The sequence below is a fragment of the Lentzea xerophila genome, from assembly GCF_051094245.1.
Lineage (GTDB): Bacteria > Actinomycetota > Actinomycetes > Mycobacteriales > Pseudonocardiaceae > Lentzea > Lentzea xerophila.
The window spans coordinates 5150244-5164706 of record NZ_CP194934.1 but is presented as its reverse complement, the minus strand read 5'-3'; the positions used below and the strand labels follow the sequence as shown (position 1 = coordinate 5164706).

15 protein-coding genes are annotated in these 14463 nt (G+C 71.5%); 5 read left to right on the top strand and 10 right to left on the bottom strand.

All coding sequences use genetic code 11. From position 1 onward, the window contains the following. Positions 1 to 57 precede the first annotated feature (57 nt). The 6 genes from ACRSBM_RS24715 to ACRSBM_RS24690 form a co-directional block, all read right to left on the bottom strand. Positions 58 to 960 carry a LysR family transcriptional regulator gene (locus ACRSBM_RS24715; RefSeq protein WP_434446457.1) on the bottom strand — a complete coding sequence of 301 codons (903 nt, stop codon included), beginning with the start codon at positions 958 to 960 and terminating at the stop codon, positions 58 to 60. Positions 961 to 976: 16 nt separating this feature from the next. Further along, positions 977 to 1618: a hypothetical protein gene (locus tag ACRSBM_RS24710; protein WP_434446456.1), complete on the bottom strand. Its 642-nt coding sequence runs from the start codon at positions 1616 to 1618 to the stop codon at positions 977 to 979. Positions 1619 to 1685: 67 nt separating this feature from the next. Next, a complete protein-coding gene (locus tag ACRSBM_RS24705; RefSeq protein ID WP_434446455.1) occupies positions 1686 to 3401 on the bottom strand; it encodes a S8 family peptidase in 1716 nt (571 codons plus the stop codon). Positions 3402 to 3546: 145 nt separating this feature from the next. Beyond that, positions 3547 to 4620 (bottom strand): alpha/beta hydrolase, encoded by a 1074-nt coding sequence (locus tag ACRSBM_RS24700; RefSeq protein ID WP_434446453.1) that lies wholly within the window; start codon positions 4618 to 4620, stop codon positions 3547 to 3549. 125 nt (positions 4621 to 4745) lie between these two features. Continuing rightward, positions 4746 to 6050 carry a cytochrome P450 gene (locus ACRSBM_RS24695; protein WP_434446451.1) on the bottom strand — a complete coding sequence of 435 codons (1305 nt, stop codon included), beginning with the start codon at positions 6048 to 6050 and terminating at the stop codon, positions 4746 to 4748. Positions 6051 to 6101: 51 nt separating this feature from the next. Then, complete coding sequence (locus ACRSBM_RS24690) at positions 6102 to 6842, bottom strand: DeoR/GlpR family DNA-binding transcription regulator (RefSeq protein WP_434446449.1); 741 nt, start codon at positions 6840 to 6842, stop codon at positions 6102 to 6104. A gap of 49 nt (positions 6843 to 6891) precedes the next feature. On the opposite strand from ACRSBM_RS24690, the gene ACRSBM_RS24685 reads away from it, so the two are divergent. Beyond that, the gene (locus ACRSBM_RS24685) at positions 6892 to 7254 is read left to right on the top strand and encodes a DUF4406 domain-containing protein (RefSeq protein WP_434446447.1); all 363 of its coding nucleotides are present in this window, start codon (positions 6892 to 6894) and stop codon (positions 7252 to 7254) included. A gap of 77 nt (positions 7255 to 7331) precedes the next feature. Here the strand turns inward: ACRSBM_RS24685 and ACRSBM_RS24680 are convergent, their stop codons facing one another. Beyond that, positions 7332 to 7928, bottom strand: a complete 597-nt coding sequence (locus ACRSBM_RS24680; protein WP_434446445.1) for a phosphoribosylanthranilate isomerase — start codon at positions 7926 to 7928, stop codon at positions 7332 to 7334. A gap of 88 nt (positions 7929 to 8016) precedes the next feature. Here ACRSBM_RS24680 and ACRSBM_RS24675 point away from each other — a divergent pair, with 88 nt between their 5' ends. After that, complete coding sequence (locus tag ACRSBM_RS24675) at positions 8017 to 9741, top strand: L-aspartate oxidase (RefSeq protein ID WP_434446444.1); 1725 nt, start codon at positions 8017 to 8019, stop codon at positions 9739 to 9741. Between the two features lie 128 nt (positions 9742 to 9869). On the opposite strand, the gene ACRSBM_RS24670 is transcribed toward ACRSBM_RS24675, so the two are convergent. Then, complete coding sequence (locus ACRSBM_RS24670; protein WP_434446442.1) at positions 9870 to 10304, bottom strand: cupin domain-containing protein; 435 nt, start codon at positions 10302 to 10304, stop codon at positions 9870 to 9872. A gap of 56 nt (positions 10305 to 10360) precedes the next feature. Next, the gene (locus tag ACRSBM_RS24665; protein WP_434446440.1) at positions 10361 to 11185 is read right to left on the bottom strand and encodes a class II glutamine amidotransferase; all 825 of its coding nucleotides are present in this window, start codon (positions 11183 to 11185) and stop codon (positions 10361 to 10363) included. Between the two features lie 97 nt (positions 11186 to 11282). On the opposite strand from ACRSBM_RS24665, the gene ACRSBM_RS24660 reads away from it, so the two are divergent. Continuing rightward, positions 11283 to 11666: a hypothetical protein gene (locus ACRSBM_RS24660; protein ID WP_434446439.1), complete on the top strand. Its 384-nt coding sequence runs from the start codon at positions 11283 to 11285 to the stop codon at positions 11664 to 11666. An 81-nt stretch (positions 11667 to 11747) separates the two neighbouring features. Here ACRSBM_RS24660 and ACRSBM_RS24655 read toward each other — a convergent pair whose 3' ends face one another. Beyond that, positions 11748 to 12719, bottom strand: a complete 972-nt coding sequence (locus ACRSBM_RS24655) for a GlxA family transcriptional regulator (protein WP_434446437.1) — start codon at positions 12717 to 12719, stop codon at positions 11748 to 11750. A 278-nt stretch (positions 12720 to 12997) separates the two neighbouring features. Here ACRSBM_RS24655 and ACRSBM_RS24650 point away from each other — a divergent pair, with 278 nt between their 5' ends. Then, positions 12998 to 13855 carry an NAD(P)-dependent oxidoreductase gene (locus ACRSBM_RS24650; protein WP_434446435.1) on the top strand — a complete coding sequence of 286 codons (858 nt, stop codon included), beginning with the start codon at positions 12998 to 13000 and terminating at the stop codon, positions 13853 to 13855. After that, positions 13842 to 14444 (top strand): maleylpyruvate isomerase N-terminal domain-containing protein, encoded by a 603-nt coding sequence (locus ACRSBM_RS24645; RefSeq protein WP_434446433.1) that lies wholly within the window; start codon positions 13842 to 13844, stop codon positions 14442 to 14444. Before ACRSBM_RS24650 ends, ACRSBM_RS24645 begins: the two co-directional genes overlap by 14 nt. Positions 14445 to 14463: the final 19 nt, after the last annotated feature.

Sequence of the window (14463 nt, the reverse complement as noted above, 5' to 3'; positions counted from 1 at the left end):
GGCCAGCGCGGCCTATGCGCAGTAGATGGGCATTTCTTGGGGGCCTATAAGGCGCGCTTATGCCTTCGCCGTGGCGGAGATCAACGCGTCCACCGTCGCCCGCATGATCGGCAGCCGGATCAGGTCGGGCCAGGTGTAGAGCGAGGTGAGCCGTTGCGCCGCCGACTCCACCCCGACGGCGGTCAGTCCGGGGTGCTGCAGGAACGACAGCAGCAGCCTCGGGACGAGCGCGACGCCCAGACCTGCGGTGACGAGACTCTGGATGGCCAGGTTGTCGTCGGTCGAGCAGGTGATGTCCGGGACGAACCCCGCCGCCGCGCACGCGTGGTGCAACGCGCGCTGGCACCGCACACAACCGGCGATCCAGCGTTCCTCCGCCGCCTCGGACAACGACACCCGCTCACGGCCGGCGAGCCGATGACCCGAGGGCACGAGCAACGCGAGCGGTTCGCGCAGCAACGGCACGCTCAGCATGCCGTTGACGGTGGCCTCGTCCTGCGGTTCGTCGAGGTAGCTGAAGCTGAGCACCAGGTCGACCTCACCGCGCCGGAGCAGGGCGAACGAGTCCGGCGGTTCCTCCTCGACCAGTTCGAGCCGCAGCTGTGGGCGCTCCTCGGCGAGGATCGCCGCCGCCGCGGGCACGAGCGAGACGTTGGCGCTGGGGAACGCGCAGATGCGGATGGTGCCGATGTCGTGCGTCGCGATCGCGCTGACCTGCTGGTGGGTCGTCGCCAGCTGCTCCAGCAGGGTCGAGCCGCGCTCCGCCAGGATCCGGCCGGCCTCGGTCAGGTGCAGCCCGCGGCCGGTGCGGACGAACAGCGGGCCGCCGACCTGCCGTTCCAGCGCTCGCATCTGCTGGCTGACGGCCGGCTGGGTGCAGTGCAGCAGCCGGGCGGCCGCGCTGAACGACCCCGTGCGGGCGACCGTCGCGAAGACCTCGAGCTGGCGGGTGTCGAACATACCGGCACTGTATGTCTCAACGCCCGGTCACGAGCGAGTCGAGCGTCGCGTTGCCGTGCTCGCCGCAGTGGCGCTTGGACGCGTCGAGCGTGATCGGTTTCTCGGCCTCGTCCGGCGTGCCCACCTGCCCGAACAGCCGCCTGAGCAGCTCGACCTGCTCGTCGAGGCCCGCCCGCAGGAAGTCGCTGCAGCTCGACCGGACGGTGAGCCGGTCGTCGGCCGGCATCAGGTCCACCGGCCCGAGGACGAACAGCAGCGCGATGACGATCGCGAGACCGAACCCGATGACCGCGCCGCTCGCGGAGCCCCTGCGCGGCGCGAGCCAGGTCTCGGCCTGCTCGATGAACGGCTCCGCGGGGGAGAGCTCGGTGTCGATCCAGAACTCGACGCTGTCGCCGCCGGTCACATCGAACTGCACGTGACCGGCGGCGAGCATGATGCGCACGATCTGCTTGCGCTCGTACGAACCCGTCCAGAACGGCTCGGGCCGCACGAGCACGAGCCGGTCGGGCAGCAGGAACACGACGTCGCGCTCGCCCCTGGCGAGCCGCGCGGTCTGGCCCGGCTGCACGACGGTGCCCGCCAGCCGCGCCATCACCAGGGCATGCTCGTGCTCGGCGAGGGCCTCGGCGGCCATCGACCACAGATCCGGTTCCACGTCCGTGCTATCGCTGCGGGTGTGGACCAGAGTTAGCCGTGGTCGCCGAGGTTCCGCCGAATGCCGATCAGAACGTCAGTTTCCACGAGTTGATGTGGCCCGTGTCCACCCGTGCGACGTCCTGGACCTGCAGTTTCCACGTGCCGTTCGCGACCTCGCCGGACGCGTTGACCGTGTAGGTCGTCACGACGTCGTTGGCGGAGTCGTTGTTGGAGCTCTTGAGCCGGTACGCCGTGCCGTCCGGGGCGATCAGGTCGATGACCAGGTCACCGCGGTAGGTGTGCACGATGTTGACGTCGACCTTCAGCGTCGCCGGTGCGTTGCCGGTGACGCCGGAGACCGTGATGGAGCTGGTCACGGCCGCGCCCGCGTCCGGGATGGCCACGTCGTCCGTGTTCTCGAACGAGCCGCCGCCGGGCGTGCCGGTGCCGACCGCGGCCTGCGCGTCGACGCGACCCTCACCGAAGAAGTTGTTCTTCGCGGTGGTGCCGCTGCACCGGCTGTCGGTGCAGCTCAGGTCGTCCGCCTGGGTGGCCAGCAGCGTGCGGAGCTGGGCCGGGGTGGCCGTGGGGTTGACCGACTTGAGCAGCGCCGCCACGCCCGCGACGTGCGGGGAGGCCATCGACGTGCCCGACTTGGAGCCGTAGCGGCCGCCGGGGACCGTGGAGTAGACGCTGTCGCCGGGCGCCGCGATGTGGATCTTGTCCGTGCCGTAGTTGGAGAACGACGACTTGGCGTTCGACGAGGTGATCGAGGAGACGCTGACGACGCCGGAGACCTCGCCCGGCACGCTCAGGCAGGAGTTGGTGATGGTGCGCGTCACCGGCGTGGAGTCGTTCGGGCTGGTCGCGTCACGGGACTTGTTCGCGAGGTTGTAGTTCTCGTTGCCGGCCGCGGCGACGTTCAGCACGCCCTTGCCCTCGGCGTAGGCCACCGCGCGCTGCACGCCCTCCAGGATCGCGGCCTGGTCGGCGTTGTCCGGGCAGTTGAACAGCCACGGGTCGGTGTAGTAGCTGTTGTTGGTCACCTCGAAGCCGCGGTCACCGGAGAAGACCATGGCGCAGATGGTGTTCTCCGGGAAGAACAACCCGGACGGCTTCTCGGCGATGCGCACCGACGCGATCTTCACACCGGGGGCGACGCCGACCATGCCACGCCCGTTCTTGGCCGCCGCGATCGTGCCGGCGACGTGCGTGCCGTGGGTGTCGGTGTCACGCCACGACCCGGCGCGCGTGTCGAGCTTGCCGTAGGCGCACGACGCGGAGTTGGTGGAGTCGAAGTTCGACTTCAGGTCGTCGTGCAGGTCGTCGACGCCCGTGTCGAGCACACCGACCGTGACGCTGGACGACCCCTGGTTGACCGCCCACGCCTTGTCGGCGCCGATCTGGGTCATGTCCGTGCGCAGCGGCTCGGTGGTCGCGGGCGAGGCCTGCCCCGGCGCGGCGGGGACCGGCGGGTTGGCCGCCTCGGCCGGAACGTCCGACGTGCGGGTCGCGCCGACCTTCTGCACACCGGTGACGGCGCGCATCCGGGTCGCGAAGTCGGCCGCGCCCGAGTGGGCGACGATGACGCCGATCGCGTCGTAGGTGGTCCACACCGTGCCGCTGTTGCTCGTGATCGCGGACGCGGCGCCGGCGGTGGCTCCCGGCGCCGTGATGACCAGGTACGAGCGGGTGCCCGCGAGAGGCGCCGCTGCGGCGGGGGTCGCCGCCGTCAGGACACCGGCGCCCACGACCGCGGCGATGGCCGCGGTACGCAGGCGAGAACGTGAACGCAAGAACACTGTTCCTCCAACACTCCCTAGCGGGCGTTGCCCACGCATGGCACGCGGGTGCAGGGGCCCGTCACGCCAATTAGAGGAGGTAGGAGGGCATTCGGGACGCGGGAATCCGGAAATGCCCCGTTCGGCTTACGACGAACGTCGCACGTCAGGCGTGGCCCATGAGCAACCCGACGAAGTGGTTCATGTCGGCCTGCACGCATGCCTCCTCGGCGTGCTTGCCCGTGCAGCCCGGCGCCCACCCGCTGCCGTCGCCGTAGTCGGAGAGGTGGAACCCGATGCCCGCCGCGGTGAGGTTCGCGGCCGTGACCAGCGTCGTCTCCCTGGCCCGGTGCTCCAGCACGGCCTGGATCGGGTTGACGGTCAGGTCGCCGCCGTTGCCGGTGTACAGCGCGACGCCCATGCCCCGCAGCGTGCCGACGTTCTGCGCCGGGCTCTGCGCGTTCCACACGCCGTCGAACGGCCAGACCGGCGGCCCGAAGACCGCGTCGGCGTTCACGGTCGGCGTGCCGCTCGCCGGGTTGACCAGCGTGGCCGTGATCGCGGCCCGCACCTCGGAGTTCCGCAGGTCGAGCCCACCGGAGAAGCTGCCGGCGTAGCGGAACAGGTCGGGCCGGTGCTCGGCGTAGTGCAGCGCGCCGAACCCGCCCATCGAGTGCCCGGCGATCGCGCGACCGGACCTGTCCGCGACCGTGCGCAGGTTGGCGTCCACGAACGGGATCACCTGCTCCAGGTGGAACGTCTCCCAGTTCTGCGGGCCGGCGGCACCGGGGTTGACCCAGTTCGAGTACCAGCCGCGGCCGCTGCCGTTGGGCTGCACGGTGATCAGCGGAACGCCCTGCGTCGCCTTCTCGACCACGCGCTGGTTCCACGCGGCGTCGGGCCGGTCGGGGTGGCCGTGCAGGTAGTACTGCACCGGATAGCGGGCCGCCTCGTCGTAGTCGTCGGGCAGCGTGACGACGATGGCGTGCCGGCCGGGTTCCTGGCCTGCCAGCAGGGTCGGCGCGGGCACCTCGTTCGTGGAGACGCTGAAGACGAACGTGCGGCGGTTCTCGTCGACCCACCTCGGCTGGCTGGTCACGGTGAGGCCGAACCCGTCAGCGAACCGCGGCGGCTGGGCGTCGGCGGCCTTCGCGTCCGGGCTGGACAGCGCCATCGCCGCGGCGATGACGGCGAACAGGCAGGCTCCGCGTTTTCGCGCGGTGTGGAATCGGATCGACATCGGAGTCCCCCTCTGGTGATCGAGTGTGCCGATCATGGCGCCCGGCCGGGGGAGGGGGACAGGCCAGGGGACCGGCCATCGGTGGCCGGGTGTGCTGAGCAGCGCGGGTCCGGCCGAGTCGGTGCTCAGCCGCCGAGGGAGGCCGGGAGGTTCTCGAAGCCGCGCAGGACGCGGGTCGGCCGCCGGCGCGCGCCGGGCAGCGGGCGCAGGCCGGGGAAGCGGTCGAAGATCGTGCGCAGGCCGATCTCGCCCTCCATCCGCGCGAGCTGGGCTCCGAGGCAGTAGTGGCGACCGGCGCCGAACGAGACGTGGTCACGGGCGTTGGGGCGGCTGACGTCGAACGCGCCGGGGTTCTCGAAGACCGACGGGTCGCGGTTGGCGCCCGCGAGCACCGTCGTGACGAGCTGACCGCGGCGGACCTGGATGCCGCCGACCGTCGTGTCCTGGGCGCACAGGCGTCCGGTCAGCAGCACCGGCGGATCGAAGCGCAGCACCTCGTCGACGGCGTTGCCCCACAGCTCCGGCCGCGCGCGCAGGGCGTCGAGCTGCGCGGGATGCCGGGTGAGCAACGAGATCCCGTTGCCCAGCAGGTTGACCGTGGTCTCGAACCCGGCGGCCAGCACCAGGCCCGCGGTGGCCTTGAGCTCGCGTTCGGAGAGGCCCGCGCCGTCCTCGCGGGCGGTGATCAGGCGGCTGAGCAGGTTGTCGCCGGGGTCGGCGCGCAGGGCGTCGAGGTGGCGGGACAGCCAGGCGTCGAACGAGTTGAGTGTCGTCTCGACACTGCGGAACACGCGCCACGACAGACCCAGGTCGAGGCTCGGCGCGGCGGCCGCGCCGAGGGCCAGCACGGTGGCGCGTTCCCGTGGTGGCACACCGAGGATCTCGCAGATCACGGTCACCGGCAGCAGGCCGCAGTAGGTCTCGATCAGGTCCACCGGATGCGCCGGGTCGAGACCGTCGAGCAGTTCGTCGGCGATCTCCTGGGTCCGGGCGCGCAGCTGTTCGACCGCACGGGCGGTGAACACGCGCGTGACGAGCTTGCGGTAGCGGGTGTGCGCGGGCGGTTCGACGGCCAGCAGCGACGGCGGCTGCACGGGATGCATCACGTCCGTGGCGGACCACGCGGCGAGCTTGCCGAGGATCCCGGCGCCGAACCGCGGGCGGGCCGTCACGAACGCGTCGTCGGACAGGACCGCCCGGACGACCTCGTGCCGCGTGGTGGTGTGGCCGACCTTCGTGGCGGCGAGCGGGCCGCGCGAGCGGATCTCGTCGAACAGACCGGTCAGGTCGGCGCCCGTGGAGGCCTCGACGGTGAGACGGCCCTGGAGATCGCCGCGGCGGGCGGCCTGCCGCAGCACCGCACGCGGCAGCGCGTGGCCGATGCTCCAGCGCACCGCCGGTTTGACGTGCTCCTCAGCCAGAGTCGTCACGGTTCGCAGCGTGCCGACCGCGCCCAGGCGAGTCAAGGCGCACGCCGCGGCTCACGCGCGGATGACCGGCACCTCCAACGCCTGGACGGCCGGAGCGTCCGCGTCCGTGATCACCCCGGCGACCTCGGCGAACGGCAGCACGGAGAACCGGGACGCCGTGCCGATCTTCTCGGAGCTGGCCAGCACGTAGGTGTCCGCGGCCTGGTGGGCCAGTGCGCGTTTCATCGCCGCCTCGTCCGCGTCACCGGTCGTGAGGCCCGCTTCGGGGTGCACGCCCGTGACGCCGAGGAAGAAGAGGTCCGCGTGCACGCCCCGTGCGGCCTCAGCGGCAGCCGCACCGCACGCGACCATCGAGTGCTTGAACAGCCGCCCGCCGATCACGTAGACCTCCACGTCCCGGTGCTCCTCCAACGCGCTCGCGATCGTCGGACTGTGCGTGACGACCGTGGCGTGCAGGTCGAGCGGTAGCGCGCGCACCACGGCGAGGGTGGTCGTACCGCCGTCGAGGATCACGGTGCTGCCCGGCTCGACCAACGCGGCCGCCGCCCGTGCGACCCGTTGCTTCCCATCGACTTGCACGCCCTGACGCGTCGCGTAGTCGGCGATCGCGGGAGAAACGGGCAAAGCGCCGCCGTAGACGCGTTGGCAGAGGCCCGCCGCCGCGAGATCGCGCAGGTCACGGCGGATCGTGTCCTCGGAGATGCCGACCTCGGCGGCGAGGTCCTTGGCGACGATCCGGCCGTCGATGCGCAGTCGTTCGAGCAGCAGGTCACGACGTTGGGCGGCCAGCATGCACGTTTCTCCTTGTTTTTGCCGAGTCTTGCACATTATGGTCGGTCGCATGCTGATTCTGATCGCGGGGCCCTACCGCTCGGGCACCGGGGACGACCCCGCCCTGCTGGCGCGCAACCTCGAACGGCTGGAGGAGGCGGCGTGGCCGATCTTCCGCAGCGGCCACGTGCCGATGATCGGCGAATGGGTGGCGCTGCCCGTGCTGCGTGGCGCCGGCGGAACGTCACCGGCCGACGCGATCGCGTCGCAGATCATGTACCCGACCGCGGAACGCCTGCTGCGGCACTGCGACGCGGTGCTGCGGTTGCCGGGGGAGTCGACCGGCGCGGACGAGGACGTGCGGATCGCCCGCGAGCGCGGACTGCCGGTCTACGAACGGGTCGAGGACATCCCCGGCTACCGGGCGGCCTAGCGGCTCGGAGCGTTGCCGCGAGCCGCCCTGCCGAGCGTGATCTACCCAGCCTTTCCGGGGCGCGCCGCCAGCTGTACCTAGCCGCGGGCGGCGGCGACGAACTCGCGCATCCGGCCGTGGTCCTTGACGCCCCGGCTCGACTCGATGCCGCTGGACACGTCGACGCCCCACGGCTTCGCGACGCTGATCGCGTCCGTCACGTTCTCCGGCGCCAGCCCGCCCGCCAGCACCCACTTGCCGGTGGGCGGGTTCTCGGCGAGCCGGGTGATGTCCCACTGCTCGCCGGACCCGGCGACGGGGGAGTCGATCAGCAGCAGTTCCTCGCCGAAGGCTCCGGTGTGCACGTCGGTGCCCGGTCCGAGCGCCGTGGCCCTGACCAGCTCGAACGGCAGGCCGGCCAACTCGTCGAAGGCTTCGCGGGGGTAGTCGCCGTGCAGCTGCAACGCGCGCACGCCCGTCTTCAGCGCCAACTCACCGGCTTCGGTGGCCGTGATGCCGCGCACGACGGCGACGGTGAGGACATCCGCGGGCACCTCCGCCACGAGCCTGCCCGCCAGGCCGGCGTCGATCTGGCGGGGGCTGGTGGTCAGCACGAAACCGACGGCGTCCGCCCCGGTTTCCACCGCAACGGCGACGTCGGACTCGGTGCGCAGACCGCAGAGCTTCACGAACACAGCGCCGATCCTATGTCGCGCAGCTAACAGTCACACATCCCGGCGCTGCCTGGTCCTACTAGTAGAGACACGGGCAACGGAGGCCGCGATGACTGAACATCGAATTGCCACGTCGGTACTGGTGATCGGCAGCGGTGGCGCGGGCCTGCGCGCCGCCATCGAGCTCGCCGAGCGCGGTGTCGACGTGCTGGTCGTCGGCAAGCGCTCGAAGGCCGACGCGCACACCGCCCTCGCCGCCGGTGGGATCAACGCGGCGCTGGCGACGATGGACCCCGCCGACACGTGGCAGCAGCACGCGGCGGACACGATCAAGGAGAGCTACCTCCTCGCGAACCCCGACATCGTGCGGGTCGTGGCGGAGCAGGCGCCGCGCGGCATCGCCGACCTGGAGCGCTGGGGCATGCCGTTCGCGCGGGAGGCCGACGGCCGCATCTCGCAGCGGTTCTTCGGCGCGCACACTTTCCGCCGCACGTCGTTCGCGGGCGACTACACCGGGCTGGAGATCCAGCGCACGCTCGTGAACCGGGCCGCTCAGCTCGGCATCCCGATCCACGACTCGTGCTACATCACGCGGATCCTGGTGCGGGACAACGTGGTGTTCGGCGCGTACGGGTTCGATCTCAACACCGGTAGGCGGTACGTGTTCCACGCGGACGTGGTGATCCTCGCGGCCGGTGGGCACACCCGGATCTGGCGCCGGACGTCGAGTCGCCGCGACGAGAACACCGGCGACTCGTTCCGCCTCGCGTTGCTCGCGGGCGGGCGGATCCGTGACCCCGAGCTGGTGCAGTTCCACCCGTCGGGCCTGCTCGAACCGGAGAACGTGGCCGGCACCCTGGTGTCGGAGGCGGCGCGCGGCGAGGGCGGCGTCCTGACCAACGCGCTGGGGGAGCGGTTCATGGCCCGTTACGATCCGCAGCGCATGGAACTGTCCACCCGCGACAGGGTGGCGCTGGCCGCGTACACCGAGATCAAGGAGGGCCGCGGTACCACGAACGGCGGTGTGTGGCTGGACGTGTCGCACCTGCCGCGCGAGCAGATCATGCGGCGGCTGCCCAGGGTGTACCAGACCCTGCTCGAACTGCAGATGAAGGACATCACCCGCGAGGCGGTGGAGATCGCGCCCACCGCGCACTACTCGATGGGCGGCGTGTGGGTGTCGCCCGCCGACCACTCGACGGGCGTCGACGGCCTCTACGCGATCGGCGAGGCGTCCAGCGGCCTGCACGGAGCGAACCGGCTCGGCGGCAACTCGCTCATCGAGCTGCTGGTGTACGGCCGGATCGTCGGCGAGGCGGCGGCCGAGTACTCCGCTTCCCTGAGCGCACAACGCCGTTCGCGGGGCGCGCTGGACGAGGCACGCTCCGAAGTGGACGGACTGCTGACCGCAGACGGCCCGGAGAACGTCCGCGCCCTGCAACGTTCGCTGCGCGACACGATGACCGAGCACGCGGGCGTCGTCCGCGACGAGGCGGGCCTGCGCAAGGGACTCGCGGAACTGGACGAGCTGGAGGAGCGCATCCGCGACGTCGGCGTGCACCCGGACCTCGCCGGCTTCGGGGACCTCGCGCACGCCTTCGACCTCAAGGCCTCGGCGATCTCCGCCCGCGCGACGCTCGAGTGCGCCCTCGAACGCCGCGAGACCCGCGGCTGCCACAACCGGTCGGACTTCCCGGACCTGGACCCCGCCCAGCAGGTGAACCTCGTCTGGGCGGGCCCCGGCCGGATCGACCGCGAGGAGATCCCCGCGGTGCCGGACGAGATCACGGCGCTCATGAGGGACGTGGACACGGCGGGCAAGCTGGTCGAGTGACCGGAGCGGGGGCGGGAGCACCGGGCTCCCGCCCCGTCACGGCAGCTGTCCATCATGGACGGTGGCGGTGCTGCCGGCCCGGCGCGCCACCGCCAGGTACTCGCACACCAGCGCGTTCGACGACACCGTCACGGCCGCGGCGCCCTCAGATGACGGCGTGCCTCCAGCTCCTCCGGCTCCACGACGGTCAGCATCGGCTGGCCGGGCGCGCAGAACATCGTGACGACGAAGGCGGACTCCTCGTCACCGAGGTGGTTGCCGTCCTGGTAGTGGATGACGTCGCCACCCGGCTCCCAGAACGTCTCGCCCGCGCGGACGACCCGCTCCGGTTCCCCTTCGAGCTCGAAGGTGATGGCGCCCCTGACGACGTAGCCGTACGCGGGACCGGAATGCCGGTGCGGCGGCGCGCCGGGGCTCGCAGGCGGCAGCGTCACGAGGATCGTCATGGCCTCGGCGCCGTCCGGGATCTGCGGCGCCCCCGGCACGGTGCCGATCACCTCGATCCTCGGCGGCGGACCGCTCTGGTCGGGGTTGTCCAGTTGGTGGGTGTGTTCGTGGCTCATGTCAGCTCAGACCGGACAGGCCGCCGCTTTGTGACACCGTGACGTCCAGCCGCCGCTCAGGGCTTGAACGGCAGCAGTTCCTCCTCGACCCCGGTCCTGACCACGACGCAGGTGGACTCCGGCACCTCCTGCCAGGCGCCGACCAGGTTGCCCAGCGGTTCGGAGACGACGAGCCGCGAGTCGTCGGCGAGGTTGTGCAGCGCCGGGTTGTCGGGGTACTGGCGGCGCAACGTCGACACGTCGGTGCTGTGGAACAGCGTCCGCGACCTGCCGCGGCTCGAGTACCGGAACGCCCAGGTCGTCGAGCCGTCGGTGACGGCGACGGTCATCTGGACCGGGTACTCGACGCCCACGCGCCCGCCGACGTCCTCGACGAACCCCACCATGCGAGCCACCGCGGCGGGCGGGTCCTGCTCCAGCCCGAAGCTGATCGCCAGGTAGAACATGACCTCGGAGTCGGTCGACCCCTCGACCAGCGGGAACAGCACGGGATCGATCGCCAGCACGAGCTCGCGCCGCACCAGCGGGAACTTCGCGATCAGCCCGTTGTGCATCCACAGCCAGGTGCCGTGGCGGAACGGGTGGCAGTTCGACCGCTGCACCGCCCCGCCCGTCGAGGCCCGCACATGCGCGAACACCCGGTCGGCCGTGATCTGCGCGGACAGTTCCCGCAGGTTGCGGTCGTTCCACGCCGGTTCCGTGCTGAGGAAGAGCCCAGGCGTGCTCGTGCTGCCGTACCAGCCGATGCCGAACCCGTCGCCGTTCACCGCCGTAGCGCCCAGCCGGGCGTGCTTGGACTGCATGACGAGCGAGTTCTCCGGCGCGTACAGCAGCTCTTCCAACCGGACCGGCGAACCGGAATACGCGAGCCACCGGCACATGGCGGACCTCCTCGACACCCGGCGTTACATGGGAACACGGAGCAGGCCGGACCGCGATGTTTGCGGCGACGCGCCCTCCTCGGGCAGCATGGCTCGCGTGACGGTCCCTCCCGGCTTACGGCAACCGCCCTTCGAGCGCGGGAACTTCGAGACGATCGAGGTGCGGGTCCCGGCCGCTCAGGTCGTGCCGGTCCCGCCCGCCGAGACCGCCGAGCCGCGCGAGGAACGCACGGACATCGCCGTCATCGGCCCGATCGCCGCACTCGTCCTCGCCCTGACGATCAGCACGCTGATCCTGGAGCACCCCGCCGCCCGCGCCGTCGCCGCCGGCCTTGCCACCATCGGTCTGGTCGTGGCCGTCGTGCTGATGCTGCTGGGCAGGCGGCCGGAGCCCGGCCGGCACGTGGCCCGGCACGGCGTCGATCCGGAGGCCACCGAGCGGATCCCTCCCGGCTGGAGCGCCACCGACCAGCGCCGGTGATCGCCGTGCACGGCGGCCGCCACGACCGCCGTGGAGCGCGGGCTGATCCGAGTTGGTCAGCGCGGCCCGTGATCGCGGTGTTCAAGCCTGATAGGCGCGCCGGTAGTCGGTGGGCGTGACGCCGACGTGCGTGGTGAAGTGGCGTCGAAGGTTGGTGCCGGTGCCCAGGCCACAGCGTTGCGCGACCTGTTCCACCGACAGCGGGGTCTTCTCCAGCAGCGACTGGGCGTGGGCGATGCGCTGGGCGAGCAACCACCGCAACGGCGTGCTGCCGGTGGCCTCGTGCAGGCGGCGGAAGAAGCTGCGCTCGCTCATCCCGGCCCTGCGCGCGAGGTCGGCCACGGTCAACGGGCGGTCCAGATGCCGCGCCGCCCACTCCAGCACCGGCGCGACGCTGTCGTCGTCGGTGTCCGGGACGTGCCGGGTGACGAACTGGGCCTGACCGCCGGTGCGGTGTGCGGGCACGCACAGCCTGCGGGCGAGCTGGTTGGCCACGTGCGCGCCGAAGTCCTGGCGCACCAGGTGCAGGCACAGGTCGAGCCCCGCCGCGGCGCCCGCGCTGGTGAGGACGTCGCCGTCGTCGATGTAGAGCACCTCGGCGTCGACCTTGACCTGTGGGTACCGGCGGGCCAGGCGGTCGGTGTAGGACCAGTGCGCGGTGGCGCGGCGGCCGTCCAGCAGACCGGCCTCGGCGAGCACGAACGCGCCGTTGCACAGCGCGGCGATGCGCACGCCGTTGGCCGACGCGTCCTGAAGTTCCTTGACCAGCAACGGATCCAGCGATGCCGTGCCGTCGAGAACCGCTTGCGGCACCGACGGCACGAGGATCGTGTCCGCGCCGTGCAGTCCTTCCAGACCGTGTTCAGGGTTGAGCGTCCAGCCGTGCTTAGCCCGCGGCGCGGCGGGGTTCAGCCCGCACAGCCGCAGCTCGTACCAGGGGTCGGCGAGGTCGCTGTGGTCGACGCCGAACACCACGCAGGCCAGGCCGGCCTCGTAGACGTCCCAGTTGGAGGGTGCGTCGTCGTCGGTCACCAGAATCGCCACCGTGCCCATGCCGCGATGCTAGGGCGTGTCCCGTGAGTCTCGTCCGCGATAGTCGCGGCCGAGGGCCCCGGAGCGGCACCGCCGCAACGCCCGAATACGCCCGGTATGAGGGCGTCGCGGCGGCACCGCCTCCGGGACTCTCGACCGTGACTCTCATCGAACGGACTCACGGGACACGCCCTAGTGGCAGCAAACGTTCGAATATCGGCATTCCTGCCACTGTCGGTTGTTCCAGTGGCTTGCGAGGGTGAGTTCTGTCAGTCACGAACCCTTGGGGGACAACAACAATGCACTCCGACGTTGCCGTGCTCGGGCTCGGTCAGATGGGCTCGGCGCTCGCCTCGGCGTTTCTGCGCGCCGGCCACCGCGTCACGGTCTGGAACCGCTCGGCCGCCAAGACCGCGCCGCTGGTGGCCCAGGGCGCCGTCGCCGTCTCTTCCGCCGCGGAAGCCCAGCGTTCCGCGTCCGTGGTGGTCGCCTGCGTGCTCGACTACCCGGCGCTGACCGAGCTCCTCGACCCCGCGCTGTCCGGCCGCACCCTGGTCAACCTCACCTCCGGATCACCCGAGCAGGCCCGCTCAGTGGCCACGCGGCTGGCTTCGGAGGGCGTGCGTTACGTCGACGGCGGCATCATGACGACACCACCCGGCATCGGCGACCCGCGCTCGATGATCCTCTACAGCGGCGACCAGGACGCGTTCGCCGCGGCGTCGGACCTGCTGTCCGCGCTCGCCGAGCCGATCAACCTCGGCGCCGAACCCGGTCGTGCCGCGCTCTACGACACCGCGCTGCTGGGCATCATGTGGGCCACGCTCATCGGCTGGCTGCACGCCACCGCACTCGTCACCGCCGACGGGTCGGCCGCCACGCACTTCACGCCGCTGGCCACCCGCTGGCTCGGCCCGGTCGCCGGGTTCGTCGCCACCTACGCCGAGCAGGTCGACGCGGGCAGCTACCCCGGTTCGGACGCCACGCTGGACGTGCACCTCGCGACCCTGGACCACCTCGTGCACGCCAGCGAGGTCCGGGAGGTCGACCCGGCGCTCCCGCGGTTGCTGCACGACTACGCGCGGCGGGCGGTTGAGGCCGGACACGGCGCGGACGGCCGGGCACGGATCGTGGAGCTGTTGCGTGCGAAGGCCTGAGGCGGCCTGGCCCGCACTGCTCGACGCGGCGGCACGGGACTGCGTGCGCGTGCTGGGCACGGTGCCGGACGACGACTTCGCCCGCCGCGCGCACGGACTGCGGTGGTCCTGCCGCACGACCCTGGACCACGTCGTCGAGGGCCTGCTCGGCTACACGGCTCTGCTCACCAGCGGCGCCGAGCGCCGCTGGACCAGCCTGCTCGGCACGCTGCGTCCCGGCCTGCCGCTGGAGCACTGCCTGGAGGGCGTCGCGACCACCGCCACGCTGCTGGCCCGCGCCGTCGGCACCGCCACACCGGACGCGCGGGCGTGGCACCCATGGGGCACGTCCGACGCGGCGGGCTTCGCCGCGATGGGCGTCACCGAGCTGACTATGCACACCTACGACATGACGCGCGCGCTGGGCGTGGCGTGGCAGCCGGATCCGGAGCATTGCGCGCCGGTGGTCGAGCGGCTGTTCCCTGATGCGCCGGAACATGCCGACCCAGCCGAGTCGTTGTTGTGGTGCACCGGGCGTAACGGGCTGCCGGGCGTTGCACGGCGGGAGAGTTGGCAGTGGCGCGGCGAGGTCCAGACGAGTAAGTCCTGAGTCCGGGCGGTGTCCGGAG

Bases quoted from the DNA above. Each gene is read 5' to 3' on its own strand.
- ACRSBM_RS24715 (WP_434446457.1), bottom strand. From the start codon at position 960: ATGTTCGACACCCGCCAGCTCGAGGTCTTCGCGACGGTCGCCCGCACG.
- ACRSBM_RS24700 (WP_434446453.1), bottom strand. From the start codon at position 4,620: ATGTCGATCCGATTCCACACCGCGCGAAAACGCGGAGCCTGCCTGTTC.
- ACRSBM_RS24690 (WP_434446449.1), bottom strand. From the start codon at position 6,842: ATGCTGGCCGCCCAACGTCGTGACCTGCTGCTCGAACGACTGCGCATC.
- ACRSBM_RS24685 (WP_434446447.1), top strand. From the start codon at position 6,892: ATGCTGATTCTGATCGCGGGGCCCTACCGCTCGGGCACCGGGGACGAC.
- ACRSBM_RS24675 (WP_434446444.1), top strand. From the start codon at position 8,017: ATGACTGAACATCGAATTGCCACGTCGGTACTGGTGATCGGCAGCGGT.
- ACRSBM_RS24670 (WP_434446442.1), bottom strand. From the start codon at position 10,304: ATGAGCCACGAACACACCCACCAACTGGACAACCCCGACCAGAGCGGT.
- ACRSBM_RS24665 (WP_434446440.1), bottom strand. From the start codon at position 11,185: ATGTGCCGGTGGCTCGCGTATTCCGGTTCGCCGGTCCGGTTGGAAGAG.
- ACRSBM_RS24655 (WP_434446437.1), bottom strand. From the start codon at position 12,719: ATGGGCACGGTGGCGATTCTGGTGACCGACGACGACGCACCCTCCAAC.
- ACRSBM_RS24650 (WP_434446435.1), top strand. From the start codon at position 12,998: ATGCACTCCGACGTTGCCGTGCTCGGGCTCGGTCAGATGGGCTCGGCG.